13 protein-coding genes are annotated in these 22,943 nt (G+C 74.9%); 5 read left to right on the top strand and 8 right to left on the bottom strand.

Annotation, left to right across the window (positions count from 1 at the left end; all coding sequences use genetic code 11):
* The first annotated feature begins 40 nt into the window (after nucleotides 1–40).
* The 4 genes from ACIQ87_RS28925 to ACIQ87_RS28910 all read left to right on the top strand — a co-directional run bounded on the left by ACIQ87_RS28925 (nucleotide 41) and on the right by ACIQ87_RS28910 (nucleotide 9,102).
* Nucleotides 41–2,071, top strand: a complete 2,031-nt coding sequence (locus ACIQ87_RS28925) for a flotillin family protein (RefSeq protein ID WP_402412033.1) — start codon at nucleotides 41–43, stop codon at nucleotides 2,069–2,071.
* 152 nt (nucleotides 2,072–2,223) lie between these two features.
* The gene (locus tag ACIQ87_RS28920) at nucleotides 2,224–6,996 is read left to right on the top strand and encodes a DNA repair ATPase (RefSeq protein WP_402412030.1); all 4,773 of its coding nucleotides are present in this window, start codon (nucleotides 2,224–2,226) and stop codon (nucleotides 6,994–6,996) included.
* A 152-nt stretch (nucleotides 6,997–7,148) separates the two neighbouring features.
* Nucleotides 7,149–8,003: a class I SAM-dependent methyltransferase gene (locus tag ACIQ87_RS28915; protein ID WP_402412028.1), complete on the top strand. Its 855-nt coding sequence runs from the start codon at nucleotides 7,149–7,151 to the stop codon at nucleotides 8,001–8,003.
* Nucleotides 8,004–8,010: 7 nt separating this feature from the next.
* Nucleotides 8,011–9,102: an aromatic ring-hydroxylating dioxygenase subunit alpha gene (locus tag ACIQ87_RS28910; protein ID WP_402412025.1), complete on the top strand. Its 1,092-nt coding sequence runs from the start codon at nucleotides 8,011–8,013 to the stop codon at nucleotides 9,100–9,102.
* Nucleotides 9,103–9,621: 519 nt separating this feature from the next.
* Here ACIQ87_RS28910 and ACIQ87_RS28905 read toward each other — a convergent pair.
* The 6 genes from ACIQ87_RS28905 to ACIQ87_RS28880 all read right to left on the bottom strand — a co-directional run bounded on the left by ACIQ87_RS28905 (nucleotide 9,622) and on the right by ACIQ87_RS28880 (nucleotide 19,085).
* Nucleotides 9,622–11,298, bottom strand: a complete 1,677-nt coding sequence (locus ACIQ87_RS28905; RefSeq protein ID WP_402412022.1) for an FAD-dependent oxidoreductase — start codon at nucleotides 11,296–11,298, stop codon at nucleotides 9,622–9,624.
* Nucleotides 11,299–11,367: 69 nt separating this feature from the next.
* Nucleotides 11,368–12,279 carry a diiron oxygenase gene (locus ACIQ87_RS28900; RefSeq protein WP_402412019.1) on the bottom strand — a complete coding sequence of 304 codons (912 nt, stop codon included), beginning with the start codon at nucleotides 12,277–12,279 and terminating at the stop codon, nucleotides 11,368–11,370.
* Nucleotides 12,280–12,543: 264 nt separating this feature from the next.
* A complete protein-coding gene (locus tag ACIQ87_RS28895) occupies nucleotides 12,544–13,593 on the bottom strand; it encodes an alpha/beta hydrolase (RefSeq protein WP_402412017.1) in 1,050 nt (349 codons plus the stop codon).
* A 201-nt stretch (nucleotides 13,594–13,794) separates the two neighbouring features.
* Nucleotides 13,795–17,175: a tetratricopeptide repeat protein gene (locus ACIQ87_RS28890; RefSeq protein ID WP_402412014.1), complete on the bottom strand. Its 3,381-nt coding sequence runs from the start codon at nucleotides 17,173–17,175 to the stop codon at nucleotides 13,795–13,797.
* A gap of 15 nt (nucleotides 17,176–17,190) precedes the next feature.
* On the bottom strand, nucleotides 17,191–18,378 hold the full coding sequence (locus tag ACIQ87_RS28885; RefSeq protein ID WP_402412012.1) for an RNA ligase family protein: 1,188 nt from the start codon (nucleotides 18,376–18,378) through the stop codon (nucleotides 17,191–17,193).
* Between the two features lie 77 nt (nucleotides 18,379–18,455).
* Nucleotides 18,456–19,085, bottom strand: a complete 630-nt coding sequence (locus tag ACIQ87_RS28880; protein ID WP_402412009.1) for a TetR/AcrR family transcriptional regulator — start codon at nucleotides 19,083–19,085, stop codon at nucleotides 18,456–18,458.
* Between the two features lie 138 nt (nucleotides 19,086–19,223).
* On the opposite strand from ACIQ87_RS28880, the gene ACIQ87_RS28875 reads away from it, so the two are divergent.
* Nucleotides 19,224–20,636 carry an amidase gene (locus tag ACIQ87_RS28875; RefSeq protein ID WP_402412007.1) on the top strand — a complete coding sequence of 471 codons (1,413 nt, stop codon included), beginning with the start codon at nucleotides 19,224–19,226 and terminating at the stop codon, nucleotides 20,634–20,636.
* A 61-nt stretch (nucleotides 20,637–20,697) separates the two neighbouring features.
* Here the strand turns inward: ACIQ87_RS28875 and ACIQ87_RS28870 are convergent, their stop codons facing one another.
* Both ACIQ87_RS28870 and ACIQ87_RS28865 read right to left on the bottom strand, forming a co-directional pair.
* Nucleotides 20,698–21,462 (bottom strand): response regulator, encoded by a 765-nt coding sequence (locus ACIQ87_RS28870; protein ID WP_402412004.1) that lies wholly within the window; start codon nucleotides 21,460–21,462, stop codon nucleotides 20,698–20,700.
* Nucleotides 21,459–22,697, bottom strand: a complete 1,239-nt coding sequence (locus ACIQ87_RS28865) for a histidine kinase (RefSeq protein WP_402412001.1) — start codon at nucleotides 22,695–22,697, stop codon at nucleotides 21,459–21,461. The genes ACIQ87_RS28870 and ACIQ87_RS28865 overlap by 4 nt, the downstream gene beginning before the upstream one ends.
* Nucleotides 22,698–22,943 lie beyond the last annotated feature (246 nt).

Genomic DNA, 22,943 nt, shown 5'->3' with positions numbered 1-22,943 from the left:
CTCTTCGCACCAACTCGCCATCTCGTCAAAGGACTCCGTGATGGACACCATCGCCGTGGGTTTCGGCGTGCTCGTCGCCGTCGTGCTGCTCATCCTGCTCGCCATGCTGCTGTTCGTGGGCCGCCTGTTCCAGAAGGTCGAGCAGGGCAAGGCACTGATCGTCTCCCGGACGAAGAAGGTGGACGTGACCTTCACCGGCGCGATCGTCCTCCCGGTGCTCCACAAGGCCGAGTTGATGGACATCACCGCCAAGACGGTGGAGATCCACCGGGCCGGCCGGGACGGCCTGATCTGCCGCGACAACATCCGCGCGGACATCCGGATCTCGTTCTTCGTCCGGGTCAACAAGACCGTCGAGGACGTCATCAAGGTCGCGCAGTCGATCGGCACCGCCCGGGCCAGCGACCCGCAGGCGATCCAGGAGTTCTTCGCGGTCAAGTTCGCCGAGGCGCTCAAGACCGTCGGCAAGCAGCTGGACTTCACCGACCTGTACACCCACCGGCACGAGTTCCGGGACCAGATCATCGCGGTCATCGGCACCGACCTCAACGGCTACACCCTCGAGGACGCGGCCATCGACCACCTGGAACAGACCCCGATGAGCCAGCTGGACTCCGACAACATCCTGGACGCCCAGGGCATCCGCAAGATCACCGAGCTGACCGCGATCGAGCACGTGCGCACCAACGAGTACCAGCGCAACGAGCAGAAGGAGATCACCCGGCAGAACGTGGACGCCCGGGAGGCCGTCCTGGAGCTGGAGCGCCGGCAGGCCGACGCCGAGATCCGCCAGCGCCGCGAGATCGAGACCCTGCGGGCCAAGGAGGACGCGGTGATCGCCCGGGTGCAGGAGGAGGAGCGGCTCAACGCCCAGACCGCCTTCCTGCGCACCGAGGAGCTGCTCGGGGTGCAGCGGGAGAACCAGGCCCGCGAGGTCGCGGTGGCGCAGAAGAACCGCGAGCGGGTGATCGCGGTGGAGAACGAGCGGATCGAGAAGGACCGCCTGCTGGAGGTCGTCGGCCGCGAGCGGGAGACCGAACTGGCCACGATCGCCAAGGCGAAGGAGGTCGAGTCCGCCAAGCGCGAGGTCGCCGACGTGGTCCGCGAGCGGGTCGCGGTGGACCGCACCGTCGCCGAGCAGGAGGAGGCCGTCAAGACCCTGCGCGCCACCGAGGAGGCCGAGCGCGTCCGCAAGGCCGTCGTGATCCAGGCCGAGGCCGAGGCGCAGGAGAAGCTCGTCAAGGACATCAAGGCCGCCGAGGCCGCCGAGCAGGCCGCCGCGCACAAGGCCCGCGAGGCGCTGGTGATGGCCGAGGCCCGGCAGCAGGCCGCCGAGCTGGACGCGGCCGCCAAGATCCGGATGGCCGAGGGCATCCGGGCGGAGGCCGCCGCCGAGGGGCTGGCCCGGGTCCAGGTCCGCGAGCAGGAGGCCGCGGCGGTGGAGAAGGTCGGCCGCGCCGAGGCCGCCGTCCAGGCCGAGAAGGCGAAGGCCGCCGCGTTGGAGATCGGCGGGAAGCTGAAGGCCGAGGCCGAGGGCCTGACCGAGAAGGCCGCGGCGATGGCCAAGCTGGACGAGGCCTCGCGAGGGCACGAGGAGTACCGTCTGCGGCTGGCCGCCGAGAAGGACGTCCGGCTGGCCGGGCTGGACACCCAGCGGCAGATCGCCGAGGCCCAGGCGGCGCTGGTCGCGGCCGGGCTGGAGAAGGCGAAGATCGACATCGTCGGCGGGGACTCGGTGTTCTTCGACCGGCTGGTGCAGTCGGTGACGGCAGGCAAGAGCGTGGACGCCTTCATCGGCCACTCGCAGACCGCGCAGACCCTGGCCGGCCCCTGGCTGGACGGGCGGGCGAGCTTCACCGAGGACCTCACCCGGGTGCTCTCCTCGGTCTCCACGGCGGACGTGCAGAACCTGACGGTGTCCGCCCTGCTGATGAAGCTGATCGGCTCCGGCGCCGGCGACCAGGCCGGGCAGCTGCGCCAACTGCTGGACTCGGCACGGAAGCTGGGCGTCGCGGAGACCCCGATCGGGGCACTGGCCGGCGGCCTCGCCGCGGCCAACGGCTCCAAGTGACCGGCCGAGCGGTCACGTCAGCCGACCCACCCGGGCCGAGCGACCCACCCGGGCCGAGCGCCCCCCGGGCCGAGCGGCCCACCCGGACCGAGCGTTTGGCCCGGGCCGACCGTTTCACCTGATTCAACCCGCTTCAACCGAGGAACGTGACCGTGACCGTGGACGCCCTCGACGCCCGGCTCGACGCCGGCACCTACGAGGTCCTGCGCGACCGGCTGGCCCGAGCCGCCGCCGAACTCGCCGACCGGGCCCAGGCGTTGAATGCCCGCCGGGTCGCCGAGTTCGGCGGCGGGGAGCTGCGGCTGGCCGGCACCGGGCGGCTCACCACCGCCCGGGCCTGCCTGCCGCAGGATCTCACCGCCGCCGGCGGGCAGCTGCTGCTCGGCACCCGCCCGGCCCAACCCGCCGACGGCGACGAGGACTTCACCGACGTTCTCGGCCTGCACCACCCCGACCTCTCCCCGGCGCCCGCCGAGGGCACCCTGCTGGACGACCCCCGGCTGCGCCAGGACCTCGCCGACCTGCGCCGCTACTTCCGCGACGCCCGGCTGGAGCGGCTGCGCCCGGTGGACGGCCGACTGCTCGCCGTCTTCCGCACCGGCCCGGCCGCCACCGACGTCCGGGTGCTGCGCTGGCGCCTGGACGGCGGCCTCGCCGACGGCGCCCGGCCGTCCTATCTGGACGGGCGCGGTGAGCGCGACCACACCCCCGCCGCCGGCCAGCAGCTGCCCTGGACCACGCTCACCCGGGACGACCAGCTGCCCGCCGGTCCGGGCCGCCCGCCCCGCGCCGACCTCGCCGGCGAGCTGCTGGTCGGCGTCGACGGCGGCCGGCTGACCATCGCCGCCCCGGACGGCCGGGAGCTGCACCGCGAACCGCTCGCCGAGGCCCTCCAGACCCTCGCCGACGCCCGGATCGCCCACGCCCGGCTCGGCACCCTGCTGCTGGTGCGGGTGCGCCCGTACCAGGAGGAGACCGAGCGGCACCTGGTGGTCCACCTGCCCACCGGCACCGTCACCCGGATCGACGCGCTCGGCCAGGCCTGCCTGCGGCTGCCCGCCGACCAGGGCGTCGCCTTCCCCGGCGGCTGCCACCTGGTGGACGGCACCGTGCGCACCTTCGACCAGCCGGTCGACGGCCTGGTGTACGAGCGCACCGTCCTGTCGCCCAACGGCGAGGACGTGCTGTACGAGTTCCGCTCCCCCGTCGACGGCCGCGCCCTGCTCCAGCCGTACAACAGCGTCCGCCAGGAGGCCGCCGCCCCGCTGCCCTGCCAGGGCTACGCGCTGCTCGCCGACGGCACCCTGATCGCCCTGCGCCCGGCCGAGGACGGGCCGACCCGGCTGCACCCCGTCCAGCTCTGGCAGACCCCGTTCACCAGCGAGCGCTTCGCCGCCGAACAGCCTTCCGGCAGCGGCCCGTTGGCCCGGATCGGCAACGCCGACCTGGTCCGCGGCCTGGCCGACTGCCTGGCCCTGGCCCGGCTGGCCGCGGCCGGCGCCGACACCCCGGCCGGCCACCAGGCCGTCCTCGCCGCCTGCACCCGCACCGCCGACCGGCACCACTGGCTCGGCCAGAGCGGCCTCGGCGACCTCGCCGCGCCGCTCGCCGAGATCCGCGACACCGCCCGCCAGGTCGTCGCCGAGTACGAGGCCGTCGCCCAGCTCACCGCGCACGCCGCCCGGCGGACCGACGAGGCCGCCGAGCACGTCGAGGGCCTGCTGCGCACCGCCCGCGGCGAGACGCTGGCCGACGCCGCCGAGTGGGTCGACCGGCTGGCCGGGCTGCGCCGCGCCCAGGGGCGCGTCGAGGCGCTGCGCGAGCTGCCGCGCGCCGACGTCCAGCGGATCGACGCGCTCGCCGCGCACCTCGCCGACGGTCTGGCGGAGGCCGCCGACCGCGCCGTCGTCCAACTCGCCGAACCGGCCGCCTTCGAGCCGCACCGGCGTCGGGCCGGCGAACTCGCCGAGCGCTGCGCCGCCATCGCCACCGCCGCCGAGGCCGAGCCGCTGGGGCTCGAACTCGGCACCCAGAGCGAGGCGTTGCAGACCGTCTCGGAGCTGGTCGGCACCCTCGACCTGGCCGACGCCACCACCCGCACCGCGATCCTCGACCGGCTCGCCGACGTCCTGGGGCTGCTCAACCGGGCCCGGTCCGTGCTGACCGTGCGCCGCCGCGAGCTGCGCACCCGCGAGGCCGCCGCCGAGTTCGCCGCCGAGACCGCCCTGCTCGGCCAGGCCACCACCGCCGCGCTCGCCGCCGCCGACACCCCCGAGGCCTGCGACGAGCAGCTCGGTCGACTGCTGCTGCGGATCGAACAGTTGGAGACCCGCTTCGCCGACGCCGACCCGGCCCTCGGCGAGCAGCTCACCGCCCGGCGCACCGAGATCCACGACGCGCTCACCGCCCGCCGCCAGCACCTGTTGGAGGAGCGGGCCCGGCGCGCCGACCGGCTGGCCGCCTCCGCCGGGCGCGTCCTCGACACCCTGCACCGCCGGCTGGCCGCGCTGGACTCCGCCGAGGAGATCGAGGCGGCCTTCGCCGCCGACCCGACGGCCGTCAAACTCCGCGACCTCGCCGGGCAGTTGACCGCGCTCGGCGATCGGGTCCGGGCCGAGGAGCTGACCGGACGGCTGCGCGCCGCCCGTGGCCGCGCCCACCGGGCCCTGCGCGACCGCGCCGAACTCGCCGGGGACGGCCCGGGCACCCTGCGGCTGGGCCGGCACCTGTTCGCCGTCACCACCCAGCGGCCCGAACTCGCCCTGGTGCCCTGGCGCGGACGCCCCGCCTTCACCCTGACCGGCACCGACTACCGCTCCCCCGTCACCGACCCGGCCTTCGCCGCCACCGAGCGGTACTGGGACCGCCCGCTGCCCTCGGAGACCCCGCAGCTGTACCGCGCCGAGTACCTCGCGGCGAGCCTGCTGTCGGCCGCCGAGGCCGGGTCGCCGCCTGCGGACGGCGACCTGCTGGAGTACGTCCGGCGGGCCGCCGAGCAGCGCCCGGACGAGGGCTACCAGCGCGGCGTGCACGACCACGACGCCGCGCTGCTGCTCCGCGCCCTGCTCCGACTCGACGCCGAGGCCGGACTGCTGCGCCACCCGGCGGCCGCCCGGGCCGCCGCGCAGCTGTACTGGGCGCACGGCACCGACGAGCGACAGCGGCTGCTCTGGCACACCCGGGCCCGCTCGCTGGGCCTCGCCCGGGACGCCTTCGGCGGCGCCCCGGCACCGGCCGCGCTGGAAGCGCTGGCCTCGCTCGCCGACGAACTCACCGCCGCCGTCGCCGACTTCGCCCCGGGAGCGGAGCCCGCCGGGCCCTACCTGGTGGCCGAACTGGCCGCCGCCGCACCCACCTTCGCCCACTCGGCGGGCGCCGCCGCACTGCTCGACAAGTTCCGCGCCGCCCCCGAGTCGGCCGGCCTCACCGAAGCGCTGGCCGCACTGCCCGAGGAGCCCGCGCTGCTGCCCGTACGGCGCCAACTCGCCACCACCTGGCTGGAGTCCGGATCGGTCGACGCCGATCCGGCCGACCTCGCCGAGGCCGCCGCCGCACTGCTCTGCCCGTCCCTGCCGCGCCGGCCCGCCGAGGGGGCCGTGGGCGCCAGGGTCACCGGCCTGCTCGGCGACCACCCGCGGCTCACGGGCGGGGCACTCGACCTGCGACTGGACGAACTACTCGCCAGGGTACGGGAGTTCGAGAAGATCGAGATGCCCGGCTACCGGGCCTACCAGCGGCTGCGCGGCGACCTGCTGGCCGCCGAGCACGCCCGGCTGCGGCTCGACCAGTACCGGCCCGCCCCACTCAACGGCTTCGTCCGCAACCGGCTCATCGACCAGGTGTACCTGCCGCTGGTCGGCGACAACCTCGCCAAGCAGCTCGGCACCGCCGAGTCCGGCGGGCCGGTCGACCGCAGCGGCCTGCTGCTGCTGGTCTCCCCGCCCGGCTACGGCAAGACCACCCTGGTCGAGTACCTCGCCGAGCGGCTCGGCCTGCTGCTGGTCTCCGTCAGCGGCCCCGCGCTCGGCCACCGGGTCACCTCGCTGGACCCGGCCGAGGCCCCCGACGCCACCTCCCGGCGCGAGCTCGAGAAGCTCAACTTCGCCCTGCACGCGGGCGACAACGTGCTGCTCTACCTGGACGACGTCCAGCACACCTCGCCCGAGTTCCTCCAGCGCTTCATCCCGCTGTGCGACGCCCAGCGCCGGATCGACGGCGTCTGGGACGGCGAGGCCCGCGAGTGGGACCTGCGCGGCAAGCGCTTCGCCGTGGTCATGGCCGCCAACCCGTACACCGAGTCCGGCCGCCTCTTCCGGCTGCCCGACATGCTCGCCAACCGCGCCGACGTGTGGAACCTGGGCGACGCCGTCGCCGGACGCGAGGACCTCTTCGCGCTCAGCTTCGTCGAGAACGCCCTGCCCGCCAACTCCCACCTGGCCCCGCTCGCCACCGCCGAACGCACCGACCTGGACACCCTGCTCGCCCGTGCCTGCGGCCTGCCCGGCGGCACCCTGGCCGGAGCCTGGCCCGCCGCCGAGGCCGAGCGGATGACCGCCGTCCTGGCCGGCCTGCTCCACCTGCGCTCCACCGTGCTGGCCGTCAACCGCGCCTACCTCGCCTCCGCCGCCCAGGACGACCGCGCCCGCACCGAGCCCCCCTTCCTCCTCCAGGGCTCCTACCGCAACATGGCCAAGCTCGCCCAACGCCTCGACCCCGCCCTCACCCGCCCCGAACTCGACGCCCTCCTCACCGACCACTACCGCGCCGAGGCCCAGCCCCTGGGCGCCGACGCCGAGGCCCAACTCCTCAAGCTGGCGGAGCTCCGGGGCGTCCTCACCGAGGAACAGGCGGCCCGCTGGGCGGAGCTGAAGCGCTCCTGGCGGTCACGTGCCGGCACGGATGCCATCCACAGGTTCGCGCCGTAGGTCGAGGCCTGGCACTTCGCGCTCGAACACTCGAGGTGATCAGACCGGTCTTTCGCGAGCCATCTTCATCACATGACCACACGATTCCCTCCATCGGGGAATCCGCGCGCATCGTCGGATAATTGGCGCCGCCGGGCGGGTAGCCAGGTGCCATGGGTGCTGAGGGGCTCGATCTGGCCGGGCTGCGCAGGGTGTACGGGCGGGCGGGGAGTCGGTGGTTCTACACCCGGGTGGCGCGCAACGCGCGGCACTGGGGGTGGACGGAGCCGGGGCAGTCGAAGTGGCGGCTGTGGCGGGCGCAGCGGCAGTTGCAGGACGTGCTGGGGCGCAAGCTGGCGCTGCCCGCGGGGGCGCGGGTGCTGGACGCCGGGTGCGGGGCCGGGGTGGTGGCGCGGGCGATGGCGGTGCGGTTCGGGCTGGAGGTGACCGGGGTCGACGTCCTGGACTTCCACCTCGCCGAGGCCCGCCGGCTCAGCGCACGGGCGCGGATGGACGGGCGGACGGCGTTCCGCTTCGGGGACTTCCACCGGCTCCCGTTCGGCGACGGGGAGTTCGACGGCGCGTACTCGATGGAGACGCTGGTCCACTCCTACGACCCGTCCCGGGCGCTGGCCGAGCTCCACCGGGTGCTGCGCCCGGGCGGCCGGCTGGTGCTGCTCGGCCCGATGTGCACCGGCCCGCTGGAGGAACTGGAGCCCGCAGCAAGGGCGTTGATCGAGCCGTTCCTGGACGCGATGACGATGACCGGCGCCAGGATCTACCACGCCGGCAACCTCTCCCGGCTGCTCGCCGGGGCCGGGTTCGAGGTCGAGGAGGCGCTGGACGGGACGCCGTACTACCTGCCGACCTCGGAGGCGGTGCACGCGTACTTCCGGCTGCCGTGGGAACTGGTGCGGCGCTTCGGCGATCCCGCCAAGTGGATCAATCTCCGCTCCACGGTGGAGATGTACGCCGTGCGCGAGCACGTCGCCTGGTACGTTCACACGGCTGTCAAGCCATCGAGGTGAACTCCGCATGGACGAGCACGCCGCCCCCTTGCCGTACCCCACCGGCTGGTTCTGCGTCGGCCGGGCCCGGGACCTGCCGCCCGGGCGGGTGCGCACCGTCCGGCTGATGGGCGAGGACGTGGTGCTGTACCGGACCCGCCGGGGCGCGGTGCGCGCGGTCGGCCCGCACTGCCCTCACCTGGGTGCGCACTTCGGGGCGGGCGGGACGGTCCGGGGCGAGGAGCTGGTCTGCCCGTTCCACGGCTTCGCGTTCGGCCCGGACGGCTCGTGCACCGGTTCGCCGGACGGCGTCCGGTTCCGGGCCTCGCTGGCGCGGCGCCACCTGTGCGAGCGGGACGACGCGTTGTTCGCCTGGTGCGGGCCGAGCGGCGGGCTGAACGGCGGACCGGGCGGCGGACCGGACGGCGGCTCGGACGGCGGCTCGCCCGCCTGGGAGCTGCCGCCGGCTCTCGGGGTGCGGCCGCTGGCGTGGTGGAGCGGGGACGTGGCCTCCCACCCCCAGGAGGTGATGGAGAACAGCGTCGACTTCCGGCACGTGCGGGTGCTGCACGGCCTGGACACCCGGGAGACCGCCCCGCCGGAGGTGGCCGGCCCGCTGTTCACCGTCCACCAGCGCACCACCACCCGGTTCCCGGGGCTGGGCGCGGTGAACCTGGAGCAGCCGGTGACGCTCGCCGGGCTCGGGATGAGCCGGATGGAGGTGGAACTGCCGCAGGTGGGCGGCACCTTGTGGGTGTGGGTGCTACCGACGCCGATCGCACCGTGGCGGACCAGGGTGCGGTTCGCCGTGACCGCCACGGTGCCGGTGCCGGGGGTCGGCGCGGCGCGGGCCGTCGACCGGGCTGCTTCCTGGGCGGCACTGCGGGCCTCGGTGCGGATCATCAAGCAGGACCGGCCGGTGCTGGCCCACAAGCGGTACCTGGCGCAGCCCCGGCTCGTGCCCGGGGAGCGTTCGATCGGGCTGTTCCGCCGCTGGGCGCGGCAGTTCTATCCCGGGTTCCACCCCGAGCCCGCCGCCGGGTTCCGCTCCGAACTCCAGGGCGAGCCCCAGGCCGGGCCCTCGAACGGTCTGCGGCCCGAACCGGACACCGCCGACTGAGCCCCGGCCGGGGCGGCCAGCGACTCCCAGACCGGATCGGGCAGTCCGGGGACGGCCCGCCCCTCGGCCTGCCAGCGCCGGGCCAGCTCGGCGTAGATGGGCGCCTCCGGTGCTTCCGGTGCGCCGGGTGCGCCGGGTGCTTCCGGCGCGTCCGGCACGTCGGGCGGGCCGGGTACCTCCGGCGCCTGCGACACCTGCGACACCTGCGGCACCTCCGGCGGCCGGTCCGGGGCATCGCGCAGGATCGTTTCCTCACCCGGTTGCCACCCCGGCCCCGGCAGCCGCCCAAAACCACTCACGCCCACCCAACGCCCCCGGCCGCACCGGGACACGGCCACGTCAACCCGGCGCGACGCAGGTCAACCCCCTGCGGGAGACGCCGGGTGCGCAGGAAGTCGGCCCACCCGACTTCCTGCGCACGTCACGCCGCCACGGCACCGCCCGGCCCCGGCACCCGGCAGGCCCCGGCACCCGCGGCGGGACCGTGGCAGGACCCCGCCGGGGCCCCGGCAGTCCCCGCTACCGCCGCCGCCCCGCCGCCAGCAGCTCGGGGACGGTGGCGAGCTTCACCCGGGGCCGCCCCTCGCTCTCGCCCCGCTCGCGTTCCGCGCGGTCCACCGCCCGCAGCTCCCGCAGCCCGACCGCGTCCGGCCGCAGGCGGCGCACCAGCCGTTCGAAGTCCCTGCGGTCGGCTTCCGGGACGGGCAGTACGCGGGCGGTCGCGTCGTCCAGCAGCGCGTCCACCGTCTCCCGTGCGCAGGCCCGGTTGGCGCCGATCCCGCCGGACGGCCCGCGCTTGGCCCAGCCCACCACGTACGTCCCCGGCAGCGGCCGCCCGGTCGCCGGGTCGACCACCCTCCCCGCCCGGTGGGCGACCGTCCCGGCCCGCTCGTCGAACGGCAGCCCGGGCAGCGGGACCGCCCGGTGCCCGATGGAGCGCACCACCAGCCCGGCCCGCAGCACGTCCCGCGCCCCGGTGCCCTCGACCCGGCCGTCCGCCGCCAGGGTGGTCCGCTCGACGGTCAGGGCCTCGACCCGTCCGGCCCCGGACAGCTCGACCGGCGCCGACAGGAACCGCAGCACGATCCGCCGCCCCGGCGCGGGCGCCGCGGCCCCGTCGTACGGCACCAGCGGCAGCCCGGCGAGCAGCGCCGCGCCCGAGCCCGCATCCGAGCCCGGCTCCGCCCCCGCCGCCTCGATCGACGCCCGCACCCGCGGGTCGTCCGCCACCACCACCTCGACGCCCGGCAGCTGCCGCAGCGCCAGGAACTCCGCCCTGGTCCAGGCCGCCTGCTCCGGACCGCGCCGGGCGAGCAGCACGACCTCCCGGACCCTGCTGCGGCGCAGCGCGGCCAGCGCGTGGTCGGCGATGTCGGTGGCCGCGAGCCGGTCGGGGTCGGTGAGCAGGATGCGGGCGATGTCCACCGCGACGTTGCCGTTGCCGACCACCACCACCCGCTCGGCCGCCGCGAGCTCCACCGCGTCGGCGGGCACGGTCGGTTCGGCGTTGTACCAGCCGACGAAGGTGGTCGCGGGCAGGCTGCCCGGCAGGTCCTCGCCGGGGATGCCGAGCCGGCGGTCGGCGGCCGCGCCGACCGCGTACACCACCGCGTGGTGGTGCGCGGCGAGTTCCCGGTGGCTGACGTCCGTGCCGATCTCCACGTTGAGGTGCATCCGCAGCCGCGGGTCGTGGAAGACGCTCGCGAAGCTCTCCACGATCCGCTTGGTGGACTGGTGGTCGGGTGCGACGCCGTGCCGCAGCAGGCCGCCGGTGACGGGCAGCCGGTCGATCATGGTGATCTCGGCGCTGGTGCTGCGCAGCAGTTCCTGCGCGGTGTACCCGGCGGACGGGCCGGTGCCGACGACGGCGATCCGCAGCGTGCCGAGCTCGCCCGGCAGGCTGCGCGGGAAGCTGGGCGCGCCCCAGGCGTGGTCGCTGGGGTGGTCGCGGAACCAGTCGCGGTTGAGGTCGCCGAACACGGTGTCGGGGCCGCGCAGCCGGTCGACCGGGTACACCGCGTCCACCGGGCAGGCGTCCGCGCAGGCGCCGCAGTCGATGCACGCCCGCGGGTCGATGTAGAGCATGTCGGTGGTGCCGAACTCCGGCTCGTCCGGGGTCGGGTGGATGCAGTTGACCGGGCAGACGGACACGCACGAGGCGTCGTTGCAGCAGGTCTGGGTGATCGCGTAGGCCATGGCCGGGGTGGGGTCCTCGCTGTGTCCGATGGGCGGGAAACGATCCGGTGGAGGTGTTCCTACGGTGCGTCAGATCATGTGCACCCGGCGGTAGACGGCCGCCGCGCGGCTGGTGAGCAGCCCGGTCTCGGCGAGGAAGGCCATCAGGTGCCGGGAGCTGGTGCGCATCATCGCCTTGCGGTGCTCGTTGGCCCGCACCTCGGCGAGCGCCCGCGGGACGTCGAGCCCGGCGGCCTTGTACACGCCCGGGTGCACCATGCTGGTGACGATGACGTACGCGCCCACGGCGATGCCGGTGGCCGAGGCGCGCCGGCGGGCCGGGCTCGCGTGACGCATCCGCTCGCGGATCTCCTGCCGGGCGAACTTCATGTGCCGGGACTCCTCGACCACGTGGATCCGGGAGGTGCCGCGGACGATCTCCAGGACGTTCTCGCCGCGCATCCAGTCGCGCTGCATGACGTCGAGCACCTCCTCGGCCACCAGGATGCCGCCGTAGGCGAGTTCGCCCTTGGCGAGCGCCTTGAAGGCGCGTCCGGCCTGGGCGATCAGCTTGTGCGGGCGGTAGGCGGGGACGCCCATCTTCTCGCAGGCCCGGGCGAACATGATCGAGTGGCGGCACTCGTCGGCGATCTCGGTGAGCGCGAACTGGAACTCGGCACTGGCGGGGTTCTTGAGGTACTGGTCGCGCAGCACCATCTGCTGGAGGATCATCTCGAACCAGATGCCGGTGTTCATGATCGAGCAGACCTCGTGCCGGGTGAGTGTGACCCGCTGTCGCTCGGTCATCTCGTCCCACAGCCGGGTGCCGTAGAGGGTGCTCCACTCCGGGTTGAGGCCGTAGTGCTCGTCCGGGAGGGGGTCGTCCCAGTCGATCTCGGCCGAGGGGTCGAAGGAGAGGGTGGCGGCCGACTCCAGCAGCCGCTTCGAGACGTCGTCGTCGGCCGTGGTGTGGCCGTGCCCCGCGTGCCAGCTGAGCGCCATGGCTGCCTCCAGGTGCCTGTTCCGCCGCGGGCTCCCGCCCACGCGCTTATTAGACGGACAGTACAATAAGAGCCGGTCGCCGAGAACCCCCTGTGCGGCAACGACCCGGCGTGCGGGTTCGACTCACGCCCCCTGCACGCACTGCCCGCCCCGGCCCGGTCCACCCCCCACGGCATGGCGCGGGGCGGGCCCTCCCCCACGGCCCGCCCACGGCCCCGCCCTCAGCCCCGCCCACGGCCCCGCCCACGGCCGTACGCGTGTCCGCTACCCGCCGATCGCCTGCCGCAGCGCCTCCGCCGCCTCGGCGGCCGCCTCCCGGAAACGCCCGCCGAGGCCGAGGTAGTTGACGTACCCGTGGATGAGGTCCGACTGCCGGCTCAGCCGCACCGCGACCCCGGCCTCCGCCAGCGCCCGCGCGTACGCCTCGCCCTCGTCGCGCAGCGGGTCGAAGCCCGCGGTGCCGATGTACGCGGGCGGCAGCCCGGTCAGGTCCTCGGCGAGCAGCGGCGACAGCCGCGGGTCGGTGCGGTCGGCGGCCGCGGGCGCGTACCGGTCGGCGAACCAGTCCATGTCCGCGCTGGTCAGGAGGAACCCGTCGGCGAACAGCCCGCGCGAGGGGCGCCGGGTCGAGGCGTCCATCGCCGGGTACAGCAGCAGCTGGAACACCGGCGCGGGTCCGCCCCGCCGGACGGCCTGCTGGGCGACGACGGCGGCCAGGTTCCCGCCCGCGCTGTCCCCGCCGACCGCGATCCGCTCCGGGTCCGCGCCCAGGTCGGCCGCCTTGGCGCAGGCGTAGTCGAACGCGGCCACCGCGTCCTCGGCCGCCGCCGGGAACACGTGCTCGGGCGCCAGCCGGTACTCCACCGACAGCACCCGCACCCGCGCCCGCCGGGCGAGGTAGCGGGCGACGTGGTCGTGGCTGGCCCGGCTGCCGACCACCCAGCCCCCACCGTGCAGGAGGACCAGCAGGCCGGAGCCCGCCGCCAGCCCGTCCGGGGTGTACAGCGTCGCGGCCAGCTCACCGTGCTCCTGTGGGATGCCGACGCCCCGCGCGGCCACCGTACGGTCCGTCGGCCCGCCCACCAGGTGCCGCGAGTGCTCCATCGCGGCGCGCGACGCCCCGACGCCGCCCGGCGCCACCAGGGACACCCCGGACAGCCGCTGGAGCTTCAGCATCACCTGCGCGTCCGGCGCGAGCCGCTGCCCGTCGCGCACCACCGGCTTGCCCGCGATCGCCCGCCGTAGCCCTTCCGGCAGGGCGTACAGGGCCCGGACGGCGGCGGCCTGGATCCGAACGGGGAGTGGGATCGTCATCTCTTCTGCCTCCTGAGGGCGGCCCGCGAAACGGGACCGGGGCGGTGTCGGGGCGGTGTCGGGGTGGTCCTGCCGGGACCGGGAGCCCATGATGGGCCCCTCCCACCGGACTTGGAAGCCTCTCGTACACCACCCGACCCCGGCCTCGGCATCGGCCGGCAGATCTCCGAAGACATCTCCCGGCTCCTGCCCTGCAGGCGGTCAAGCTACGGCAGGTGCCCTGAGCACCCGCAACGCGGCGTCGGCCCGAGGCCCGACGGGCAGTTCCGCGTGGGCCAGTTCCTCCACGTACGCGCAGACGTCGAGCAGTACCGTACGGATGCCGGGCGTGGCCAGGAACCCACCCGCCAAACTGCCCGGTGCCGCACGACCGGCAACCAGTCCGTGGAGCAACTCGGCCGTCGCTGTCTCGATGCGGCTCTCCGAGTCGCGCGCCGCGTCCAGGTACGCGTCCCAGGCTGTGAGGGAACCCGCCCTTCCGTCGTCGAGCAGCTGCTGCACGGCAGTCTCCTCCAGGACGCCCAAGTCCGCAGGACCGATCTCCGTCGCCCGACGGAGGACGGACCGCGCCTCTTCGACACGTCCGCTCCGTCGGTGGACAGCAGCCAACGCACATGCGATCCACAGGAGTTCGGGGGTGTCACCGAGGCCAGCGGAAAGATTCGCGACTGCCGCGTCAAACCTGCCCAACAGCCCGTTGGCTCGTCCGAGGCATCCGAGTGCCCACGCGTCCCCCGGGTCCAGGTCCAGCGCCGCGGTGAGGTCCGCCACGGCCTCGTCCAACTGCCCCGCCTGCCGACGGGCCTCACCGCGGACGACGAGCGATCCTCGCCCGTACTCGGGACATCGCTCCAGGAGGGCGGTGTACTCCGCCACCGCATCCTCCAAACGGCCCGCTTCCTGGAGGATGATGCCGCGGTTGACCAGCGCCAGTGCACTCGCGGGGTCGATCTCCAGGGCCGCTGCGAAGTCCGCCAGTGCCTCGCCGGTCCTGCCCGCCTGCATGTGGGTCTCACCACGCCTCGCCAACACCCACTCGGCTTCGGCTCCCAACTCAAGGGCTGCGGTGAAGTCCGCCACCGCTTGCTCCGACCGACCGGCCGACCGATGGACGTCACCACGGCGTGCGAGCGTCCACCCCTCCCGGGGGTCCAACGCGACGGCCACTGTCAGGTCCGACAGCGCGTCGTCCAACCGGCCCGCCGCCTGGTGAACCCCCGCGCGGAGACCGAACACCCAGGCCAGACTTTCGTCCTGGGCGAGGGCCGCGTCGAAGTCGGCCAGCGCCTCGTCCAGTCGGCCCTCCGACTTGTGGATCTCGCCCCGAAGGCCACGTACCCAGACCATCTCGGGGTCCAGTTCGAGGGCCGCGTCGAAGTCCGCCAACGCCTCGCCCAGCCGACCGTCCGCGCGGTGGATCTCACCCCGGAACCCGAGCGCCGCCGCATCCTCGGAGTCCAGTTCGAGGGCCGCGTCGAAGTCCGCCAACGCCTCGCCCAACCGACCCGCCAGACAGTGGGCCTCACCACGACGAGCGAGCGCCCACGCGTCCGTCGGGGACGCTTCGTGCGCCGAGGCGAAGTCCGCCATCGCCTCGCCCAACCGACCCGCCAGCCGGTGGGTTTGTCCCCGGAACCGGAACACCCAGGTGAGACTCGGGTCCGACTCCAGGGCTGCGGAGAAGTCGTCCACCGCCGCGTCCAGCCGGCCTGCCGACAGATTGGCCACACCGCGGTACGCCAACGCCGCGCCCAGGACGGGATCGAGATCGAGCACGGCATCGAGATCGACCAGCGCCTCCTCGGTGCGGCTGGTCAGGACGTTGACGCGGCCTCGGCATACAAGCGCCATCGGGAACTCCGGAGCCAGGAGCACGGCTCGGTCGAGGTCCGCCCGGGCTTCGTCGAAGCGGCTCGCCACGCAGTGGTAGTCACCTCGGACGGCGAGCGCCCAGGCCCGCACCCGCGACGGCATGCCCGGCGCGCAGAGGGCGGTGAGGACCTCGGCCTCCGGCTCCTCCGCGCGCGCCATGGCACACAACCTCCGGTGCCACCCCGCGAGTTCCGTGTCCTCGGTGTCCTTCGCCGCTTGCCCCAGCATGTCCACCCACCCGGCCAGGTCTGCCGCCACCAGCCAGGCGACGTACTCCAGAGCCCGCGGCAGGTTGGCCACTGGATCCGCGCACAGCGAGTGGTACGTCTCGTTCAGCGCCAGCCGGCGCCAGCGGGCATCCACCGGGCGCCGGTGCTCCGGCAACCGCTGCTCCAGCACCTCCCGTTCGGCTGCGTAGTGCGCTGCCAGCCGCTCCTGTGCCGTCGCCCAGGTCCGGGGCGAGTGCGTCCGCCCGCGCCGCAGCAGGCTTGCCCGCACGACCGCGTGGTACTGCCGGTACGACCCCCGCCCCGAAACGAACGGCTGGCTGAGCAACCAGTCCCAGGCGTCGGCCGCCACCCCCGGCACCGCACAGGCGAACAGGTCGTGGTTCAACTGGAGCGGCAGCGCCGCCGCGAGGACGGTCTCGCGCCGCTCCGGTTCCGGGATCCACAGGAGGAAGCGCTCCACCGCGTGGTCGGTGAGGTCCGCGTCGGCCTCCGCGACGTCGTCGACGGCCTGGAGGTCGGACTGGGCCAACAGCGCCACCAACAGCGGCAGCCGCATCGACAGGAGCGTCACGGCCTCGACCATCTCGGGGTCGGTGACACCCCGGACGGCGAGGAGTTCGCGGGTCTCCTGCTCGGTGAAGACGTCGAGCGGGACGTCGACGACGGCCGGGCGCAGGACGCCCCAGTCGCGTTCGCTCAGCTCCTCACGGCCGGCCAGGACCACCATGACATCGAGCGGGACTTCGCCGTAGGCGCCGTCCAGGAGTTCGCGCAGCCAGGCGTCCAGGTAGCGGCCGGTCTGTTCCCAGGTGTCCAGGAACAGCACCACCCACCGGCCGTCCCGCCCGCACAGCTTCTCCAGCTCCGTGACGAACGCCCGGTTGAGCGCCGCCTCCTCACCGTCGTTGCCGCGGCGCCTTTGCCGCATTCCGGCGAGGAGGCGGTCGGCGCCGAGGGCCACGTTGTCCGGGTTGGCGATCGCCGCCACCACGCCTCCGCCCGGCAGCATCGAGGCGGCCCCGAAGGCCGCCTGGGTGACCATCCGGGACGGGAGCGACGCCGTACCGCCGCCCGCGGGCGGTTCCGGAACGCGGTCGGCGGCGGCCTGGCGGGCCCGCCGGTACTCGTCGAGTGCCTTGTCGAACTCCTTCAACGGCCCAGCTTGTTCGGAGAGTTGCCGAGCGAGTGCGGCCAACGCCGACTCCACCCCGTGGACGTCACTCTCGTCCACCACCGCCGTCAGCGCCCCTGACCGCCGGGCCGCCTCTCGCCATTCCGCGATCAGCGTCGACTTGCCGACGCCGCCGACGCCCCGGACGTGGAAGAGGAAGTCCGCCGGGTCGTCGGTGGCCTCCGGGTCGGGGCTCTTTCGTAGATTCTCCGTGAAGAGCGCCAACTGGGCGCGGCGGCCGACGAACCGGGCGCCGGCCCGCCGCCGTAGCGCCTCTGCCCGCGACAGCCGTTTTCTCGCCTGGGCCATTCCGCTCCCTCGCTGTCAGGAGTTGCGTCGGTCCTGCGCGTCGAAGGACGCCAACGAGCGCGCGCCGGGTTCCAGGGCCAGGCGCAGTGCGGCCAGGACGGCGGTATCCAACCCGCCCACGGCGTCGGCGAGTTCGTCGGCCACGTCCGCCGCTATCTCCTCCGCCACGGCCTCCGCCGCCGTGCGCGGGCCCAGTTTGCTGACGGCGGCCGCCGCGCGGGTGGGGGTGAGCAGGGCTGAGGCCTGGACGAGGAGCCAGGCGGGGACGCCGGCCGCGCCCTCGGGCGGGGGGAGGTAGGGGCGGGCGCCGTCGTAGCGGTCGTCCTCGGCGAAGGCCTGCTGCTTCACCTTCACCAGGGGGCGGGCCGGACCGGACTCGTGCCACTCGCCGGCCGGCTTGAGGACGTACCCCTCCGCGAGGTTGTCGGGCAGCTCGGGCAGGCCGAACAGGGCGGGCACCCGGGTGGGGTAGCGCACCGGGAGGTCGTGCAGGGTGTTCAGGGGCCCGTGTCCGAGCAGGGGCACGCAGGTGAGTCCGGCGGCCTGGGCGGCCGTGCGCAGGGTGCGGTCGGCGATCCACCGACGGCCTTCGGATGTCTCGACGGTGGCGTCGAACGGCAGCCAGCGCAGGCCGGGGGCGTACCAGACGCCGGTCTGGACCGGGTCGACGCCGGGGGCGGCGGGCACCTCGGGGTGCGGGTAGCGGCCGCCGGCCAGTTCGCCGTAGATCGTCACCACGGCGCCGGGGCCGCCGGTCCCGCGCACCACGGCGGCGAACCTGGCTGCCGCGACGGAGAGTTCGGGCCAGATCCGGCTCACGCCGAAGAAGCCGTCCAGCCCCTCGTCGTCCAGCAGTTCGCGCCGCTTCGCGGCCCGCACCGAGCCGCCTTCGCAGACCACGGCGAAGTGCGCCCCGTGCACCTTCTCCGCCGCGGTCCACTCCCGGCTGCCGGGCCCGCCGGAGCGGCCGCGCGCGGGGATCTTGGGGTAGGGCCGCAGCTCGGGCCCGTCGGACACCGTCTCGAACACCGTCTCGGACACGAACGGAATCCTCGCCGCCCGGCCCGCCGCCTGGCAACCGGGATTCCGGAGGAGCCGGGCGGCGCCCGCCGCGGACGGGGTGTTGTGGACGTCCTCGATCCGCACCGGCCCGGTGGCGAACGGGGCGATGGCGGCGAGCAGCCGCCCCCGGTCGTTGATCATCTCATCGCACGGATTCGGCACGGATCCGGCGCGGGTCCGGCGCGGATCCGGTACGGCTGACGGACCCCGCCCCCGTTTCAGCAGCGCGCCCAGAGCCCGGCCAGGTGCGCGTGCAGGACCTCCTCCGCCTCCGCCACCGTCCGGTGCCCGACCAGGACGTGCGCGGTGAGCCCGTCGGCCAGGGCGAGCAGCGTCCGGGCCTCGGTCCGCGCGACCACCGTCGCGCCGGCCGCCTCCCCGCCCAGCGCCGACCCGCCGACCACCGCCGCGCCGGCGGCCTCGGCGACCAGCCGCACCATCAGTTCCTCCAGCGCCGCGTAGCTGCTCCGCAGGGTCGCCGCCAGCGCCGGGTTGACGGCGGCTCCGGCGACGAAGGCGAGCCAGATCCTGGCCTCGGCCCGGTGCTCCTCCCGCAGCAGCGCCACCTCACCGGCCACCAGCCCGAGTTCGCTGGCCGCCGACTGCGCCGGGCCGGCCGTGAGCCGGCCGCGCACCCGCTCGGCGACCCGCTCGCCGACGTGGCTGAGCGCGAACAGGAGCATCTCCTCCTTGGTGCGGAAGCAGCGCTGGACGGCCCCCATCGAGACCTCCGCCCGGGTGGCGACGTCCCGCAGGCTGACGCCCTCCAGCCCGTGCTCGTCCACCAGCAGGCAGACGGCCTCGGCGATCCGCCGGCGCCGGTCCTCGTGGTCCACCTGCTTGGGCATCTCCGGTCTCCTCCGCACGTCATCCGGTCTCGTCATCCGGTCTCGGACTTATTCCGATGCAAGCGTATCGGTTCCCGGGCTAGAGTGCGGTAACCGATGCGACCGCATCGGAACGTCGAAAGTCGGAGGAGTACCCCCATGCCCCTGTGGAGCAGGCCCGCCACCGAACTCGCCGCCGCCGTGGGCACGGGCGAGGCGTCGGCGCTGGACGTGGTGGACAGCCACCTGGCCCGGATCGCCGAGGTCAACCCCGACCTGAACGCCGTCACCCAGCTCCTCGCCGACCGGGCCCGCGAGGCCGCCCGGGACACCGACCGCCGCCGGGCCGCGGGCGAGGACCTCGGCCCGCTCGCGGGCGTGCCGTTCACCGTGAAGGAGTGCACCCCGATCGCCGGCGTGCCCACCACCTTCGGCGCCCCGCACTTCCGCGACCACGTCGCCACCACCGACGCCGTCCCGGTGGCCCGGCTGCGCGCGGCGGGGGCGATCCCGATCGGCCACAGCAACATGCCGACCCTGATCGTCGCCGGCATGCACACCCGCAGCGAGCTGTACGGCGACACCCGCAACCCGTGGAACGCGAGCCGCACCCCCGGCGGCTCCAGCGGCGGGGACGGCGTGGCCGTCGCCGCCGGGATGGCCCCGCTCGGGCTCGGCAACGACTCCGGCGGCTCGGTCCGCGTCCCGGCCTCGTTCTGCGGCGTCGCCGCCCTCCAGCCGACCCTCGGCCGCTTCCCCACCGACCAGCGCCTGATCGGGCCGGACGACCCCGGCCCGGCCTCCCAGGTCCTGGTCACCGACGGCCCGTTGGCCCGTACGGTCGCCGACCTGCGGCTCGCCTACGAGACGCTGGCGGGCACCGACACCCGCGACCCGCGCGCCGTGCCCGTCCCGCTGTACGGAGAGCCGCTCGACGGTCCGATCAGGGTCGCCGTCGTCACCGACCCGGGCGGCCGGGGCGTCCACCCCGCCGTCCGCCGCGCCGTCGAGACCGCCGCCGACGCACTGCGCGACGCCGGGTACGACGTCCGGGAGATCCCCGACGTCCCGAGGCTGGACGAGGCGTACGAGACGTACCACCGCCTCCCCGTCAGCGAGTTCGCACCGACCTGGCCCGCCGTCCGGCAGCTGCTGGGCGAGGGCGGCGACCGCTACATCGAGCTGACGATGCGCAGCGCCCCGCCCGCGGACGTCGCGGGCCTGGTCCGGCTGATGAGCGCCCGGATGGGCATCCGCCGCTCCTGGGCGGAGTTCCTGCACGAGTACCCGCTGGTGCTGGGCCCGGTGTTCACCGAGCCGCCGGTCGAGCCCGGTCTGGAGTCGCGGGACCAGGCGGGCCGTGACCGGGTCGCCTCGGCCATGCGGCTCTGCTCGGTGACCAGCCTCGTCGGCGTCCCGGCCGTCGCTGTCCCCACCGGCCTCGACGCGGACGGTCTGCCGACCGGCGTCCAGCTCATCGGCCGGGCCTTCCGGGAGGACCTCTGCCTGGCCGCCGCCCAGGCCGTCGAGGACCGCCTCGGCACCCTCACCCCGGTCGACCCGAGGCCGTGAGCCCCGCCGGGGCCGCCCTCACCCCGATCGGCCCTCGGCCGTGAGCCCCACCGAGGGCCGGTCAGGCCCCCGGCAGGCCCGGCACCACCAGCCCGCTCTCGTACGCGATCACCACCGCGTGGGTCCGGTTCTGCGCGCCGAGCTTGCTCAACACGTTCCCCACGTGCGTCTTGACCGTCTCCTGGCTCACCGCGAGCGCCTGCGCGATCTCCGGGTTGGACAGTCCCGTCGCCATCAGCCGCAGCACCCCCTCCTCCCGCCCGGTCAGCCCCGCCCTGGGCAGCGCCTCGGCCGAGTCCAGCGGCCGGGGCGCGACCATCCGGCGCAGCGCGGCCGGGAACAGCACCGCCTCCCCGGCCGCCACCACCCGCACCGCCTCGGCGATCTGCGGGACGGGCAGCCGCTTGAGCACAAAGCCGCAGGCTCCGGCGCTCAGCGCGGCGGTGACGTAACCGTCGTTCTCGAAGGTGGTGATCACCACGACCTTGGGAGGGCCACCGTGCTCCCCCGACGGACCGTGCTCCCCCGACGGGCCGCGCCCGCCCACCGGGCCGCGCTCCCTCAGCAGTTCGCGGGTCGCCTCGATCCCGTTGCGGCGCGGCATCCGCACGTCCATCAGCACCACGTCGGGCCGCAACACCCGTGCCCGCTCGACCACGTCGACCCCGTCGGCGGCCGTCCCGACCACCGTGATGCCCGGCTGGGCACCCAACAGGGTGCCCAGCCCGCTGCGGGTGACGGGATCGTCGTCGGCGATCAGGAGGGTGACGTCGGGCGTACCCGGATCGGCGCCGCTCCCGCCGTTCCCCTCGCTCCCACCGCTCACGCCGACCACCGCATCGGCAGCCGGACCACCAGCCGCCACTGCCCCTCGCCGTCCGGCCCGGCCTCGAACTCGCCGTGCAGCAGCCGCACCCGCTCGGCCAGGCCGGGCAGCCCGTGCCCCGAGGTCGGGAAGCCGCCCGCCTCGGACCCCGCCGCACCGGCCCCACCACCCGGACCGCCACCCACCCCGTTGACCACGCTCAGCTCCAACTGCTCCGGCCCCGCCGCCACCCGCAGCTCGATCGGCCCGCCCGCGCCGTGCCGCAGCGCGTTGGTCAGCCCCTCCTGGACGATCCGGTAGGCGGCCCGGGAGAGCGTGCCCTGCACCCGCGCCAGGTCCCCGGAGGTCCGCGGCACCACGACCGCGCCCGCGTGCCGCAGCCGGTCGACCAGTTCGGGCAGGTCGGTGAGGGTGCGGGTCGGCGCGGTGCCCGACTGTTCGTCGCGCAGCGCGCCCAGCACGTAGTCGAGGTCCTCCAACGCGGCCCGGGTGGACTCCTCGATGCTGCGCATGGCGGCCCTGGCCGCGTCCGGGTCGGCGGCCAGCACCTCGCCCGCGACGGCCGCCTGGATGGTGGCGGCGGTCAGGGTGTGCCCGATCGAGTCGTGCAACTCGTGTGCCAGCCGGTTGCGTTCGGCCAGCAGTCGCTCCCGCTCGGCGGCCATGGCGAGCCGCTCGGCCGGCGAGGGCCCGAGCAGTCGCGGCGCCGTCCACCGCAGCGCGCCCGACACCCCCGCGAACAGGGCGGCCGCCAGGGCCAGGCAGAGTGCCGCCACGATCCAGGCCCAGACGCCCGTCACCTCCGCGGCCCAGCCGAAGAGGCTCACCCGCGCCTCGCCCGCCGCCCAGCGGCCGGGCAGCGTCAGGCCCATCACCAGCAGCGTGCTGCCGCCGATCAGTACCGTCCACCCCAGCAGCACGTGCACCACCACGAACGCCGGCGTCCGCCACCGCTCCGTCGCGGCCCCCTTCACCGGGTCGGGCACCGCGACACCCAGCAGCCGCCGCGCCCCCGCCGCCAGCACCCGGCGCACCACCCGGGGCAGCCCGGCCACCCCGAGCAGCACCACCCACACCGGCAGCGCCGCCCAGGCCGCCTCCGGCCGGCCGTCCAGCCCCAGCGTCAGCCCGAGCGCGACCATCGCGACCGGCAGCCCGGCCAGCGCCCCGACCACCGCGAACAGCACACCCGTATACGTCGACCCGCGCAGCAGCGGCCGCAGTCCCTTGATCATGTTCGCCAGTATCACCGGCCTTCCGGCCCCGCTCCTCCCCCGATCGAGGGAGGACCTCAACCGCCACGACCACCGCTCCCGCCACCGCCACCGCCACCGCCACCGCCACCGCCACCGCCACCGCCACCGCCCGACGAAGCTCGCGGGCACCCCGTCCGGTTCCCCGCCGACGCCCCGCCGACGCCCGGGCCACCCGACCCGCCGGCCCCGAACCCCCGCCCGGGGAACGCCAGTTCCGTCTGTTCG

It is taken from the genome of Kitasatospora sp. NPDC096204 (assembly GCF_044763205.1).
Taxonomy (GTDB): Bacteria; Actinomycetota; Actinomycetes; order Streptomycetales; family Streptomycetaceae; genus Kitasatospora.
The sequence above is the reverse complement of the archived record's forward strand: the minus strand, read 5'-3'. Positions and strand labels throughout refer to the sequence as shown.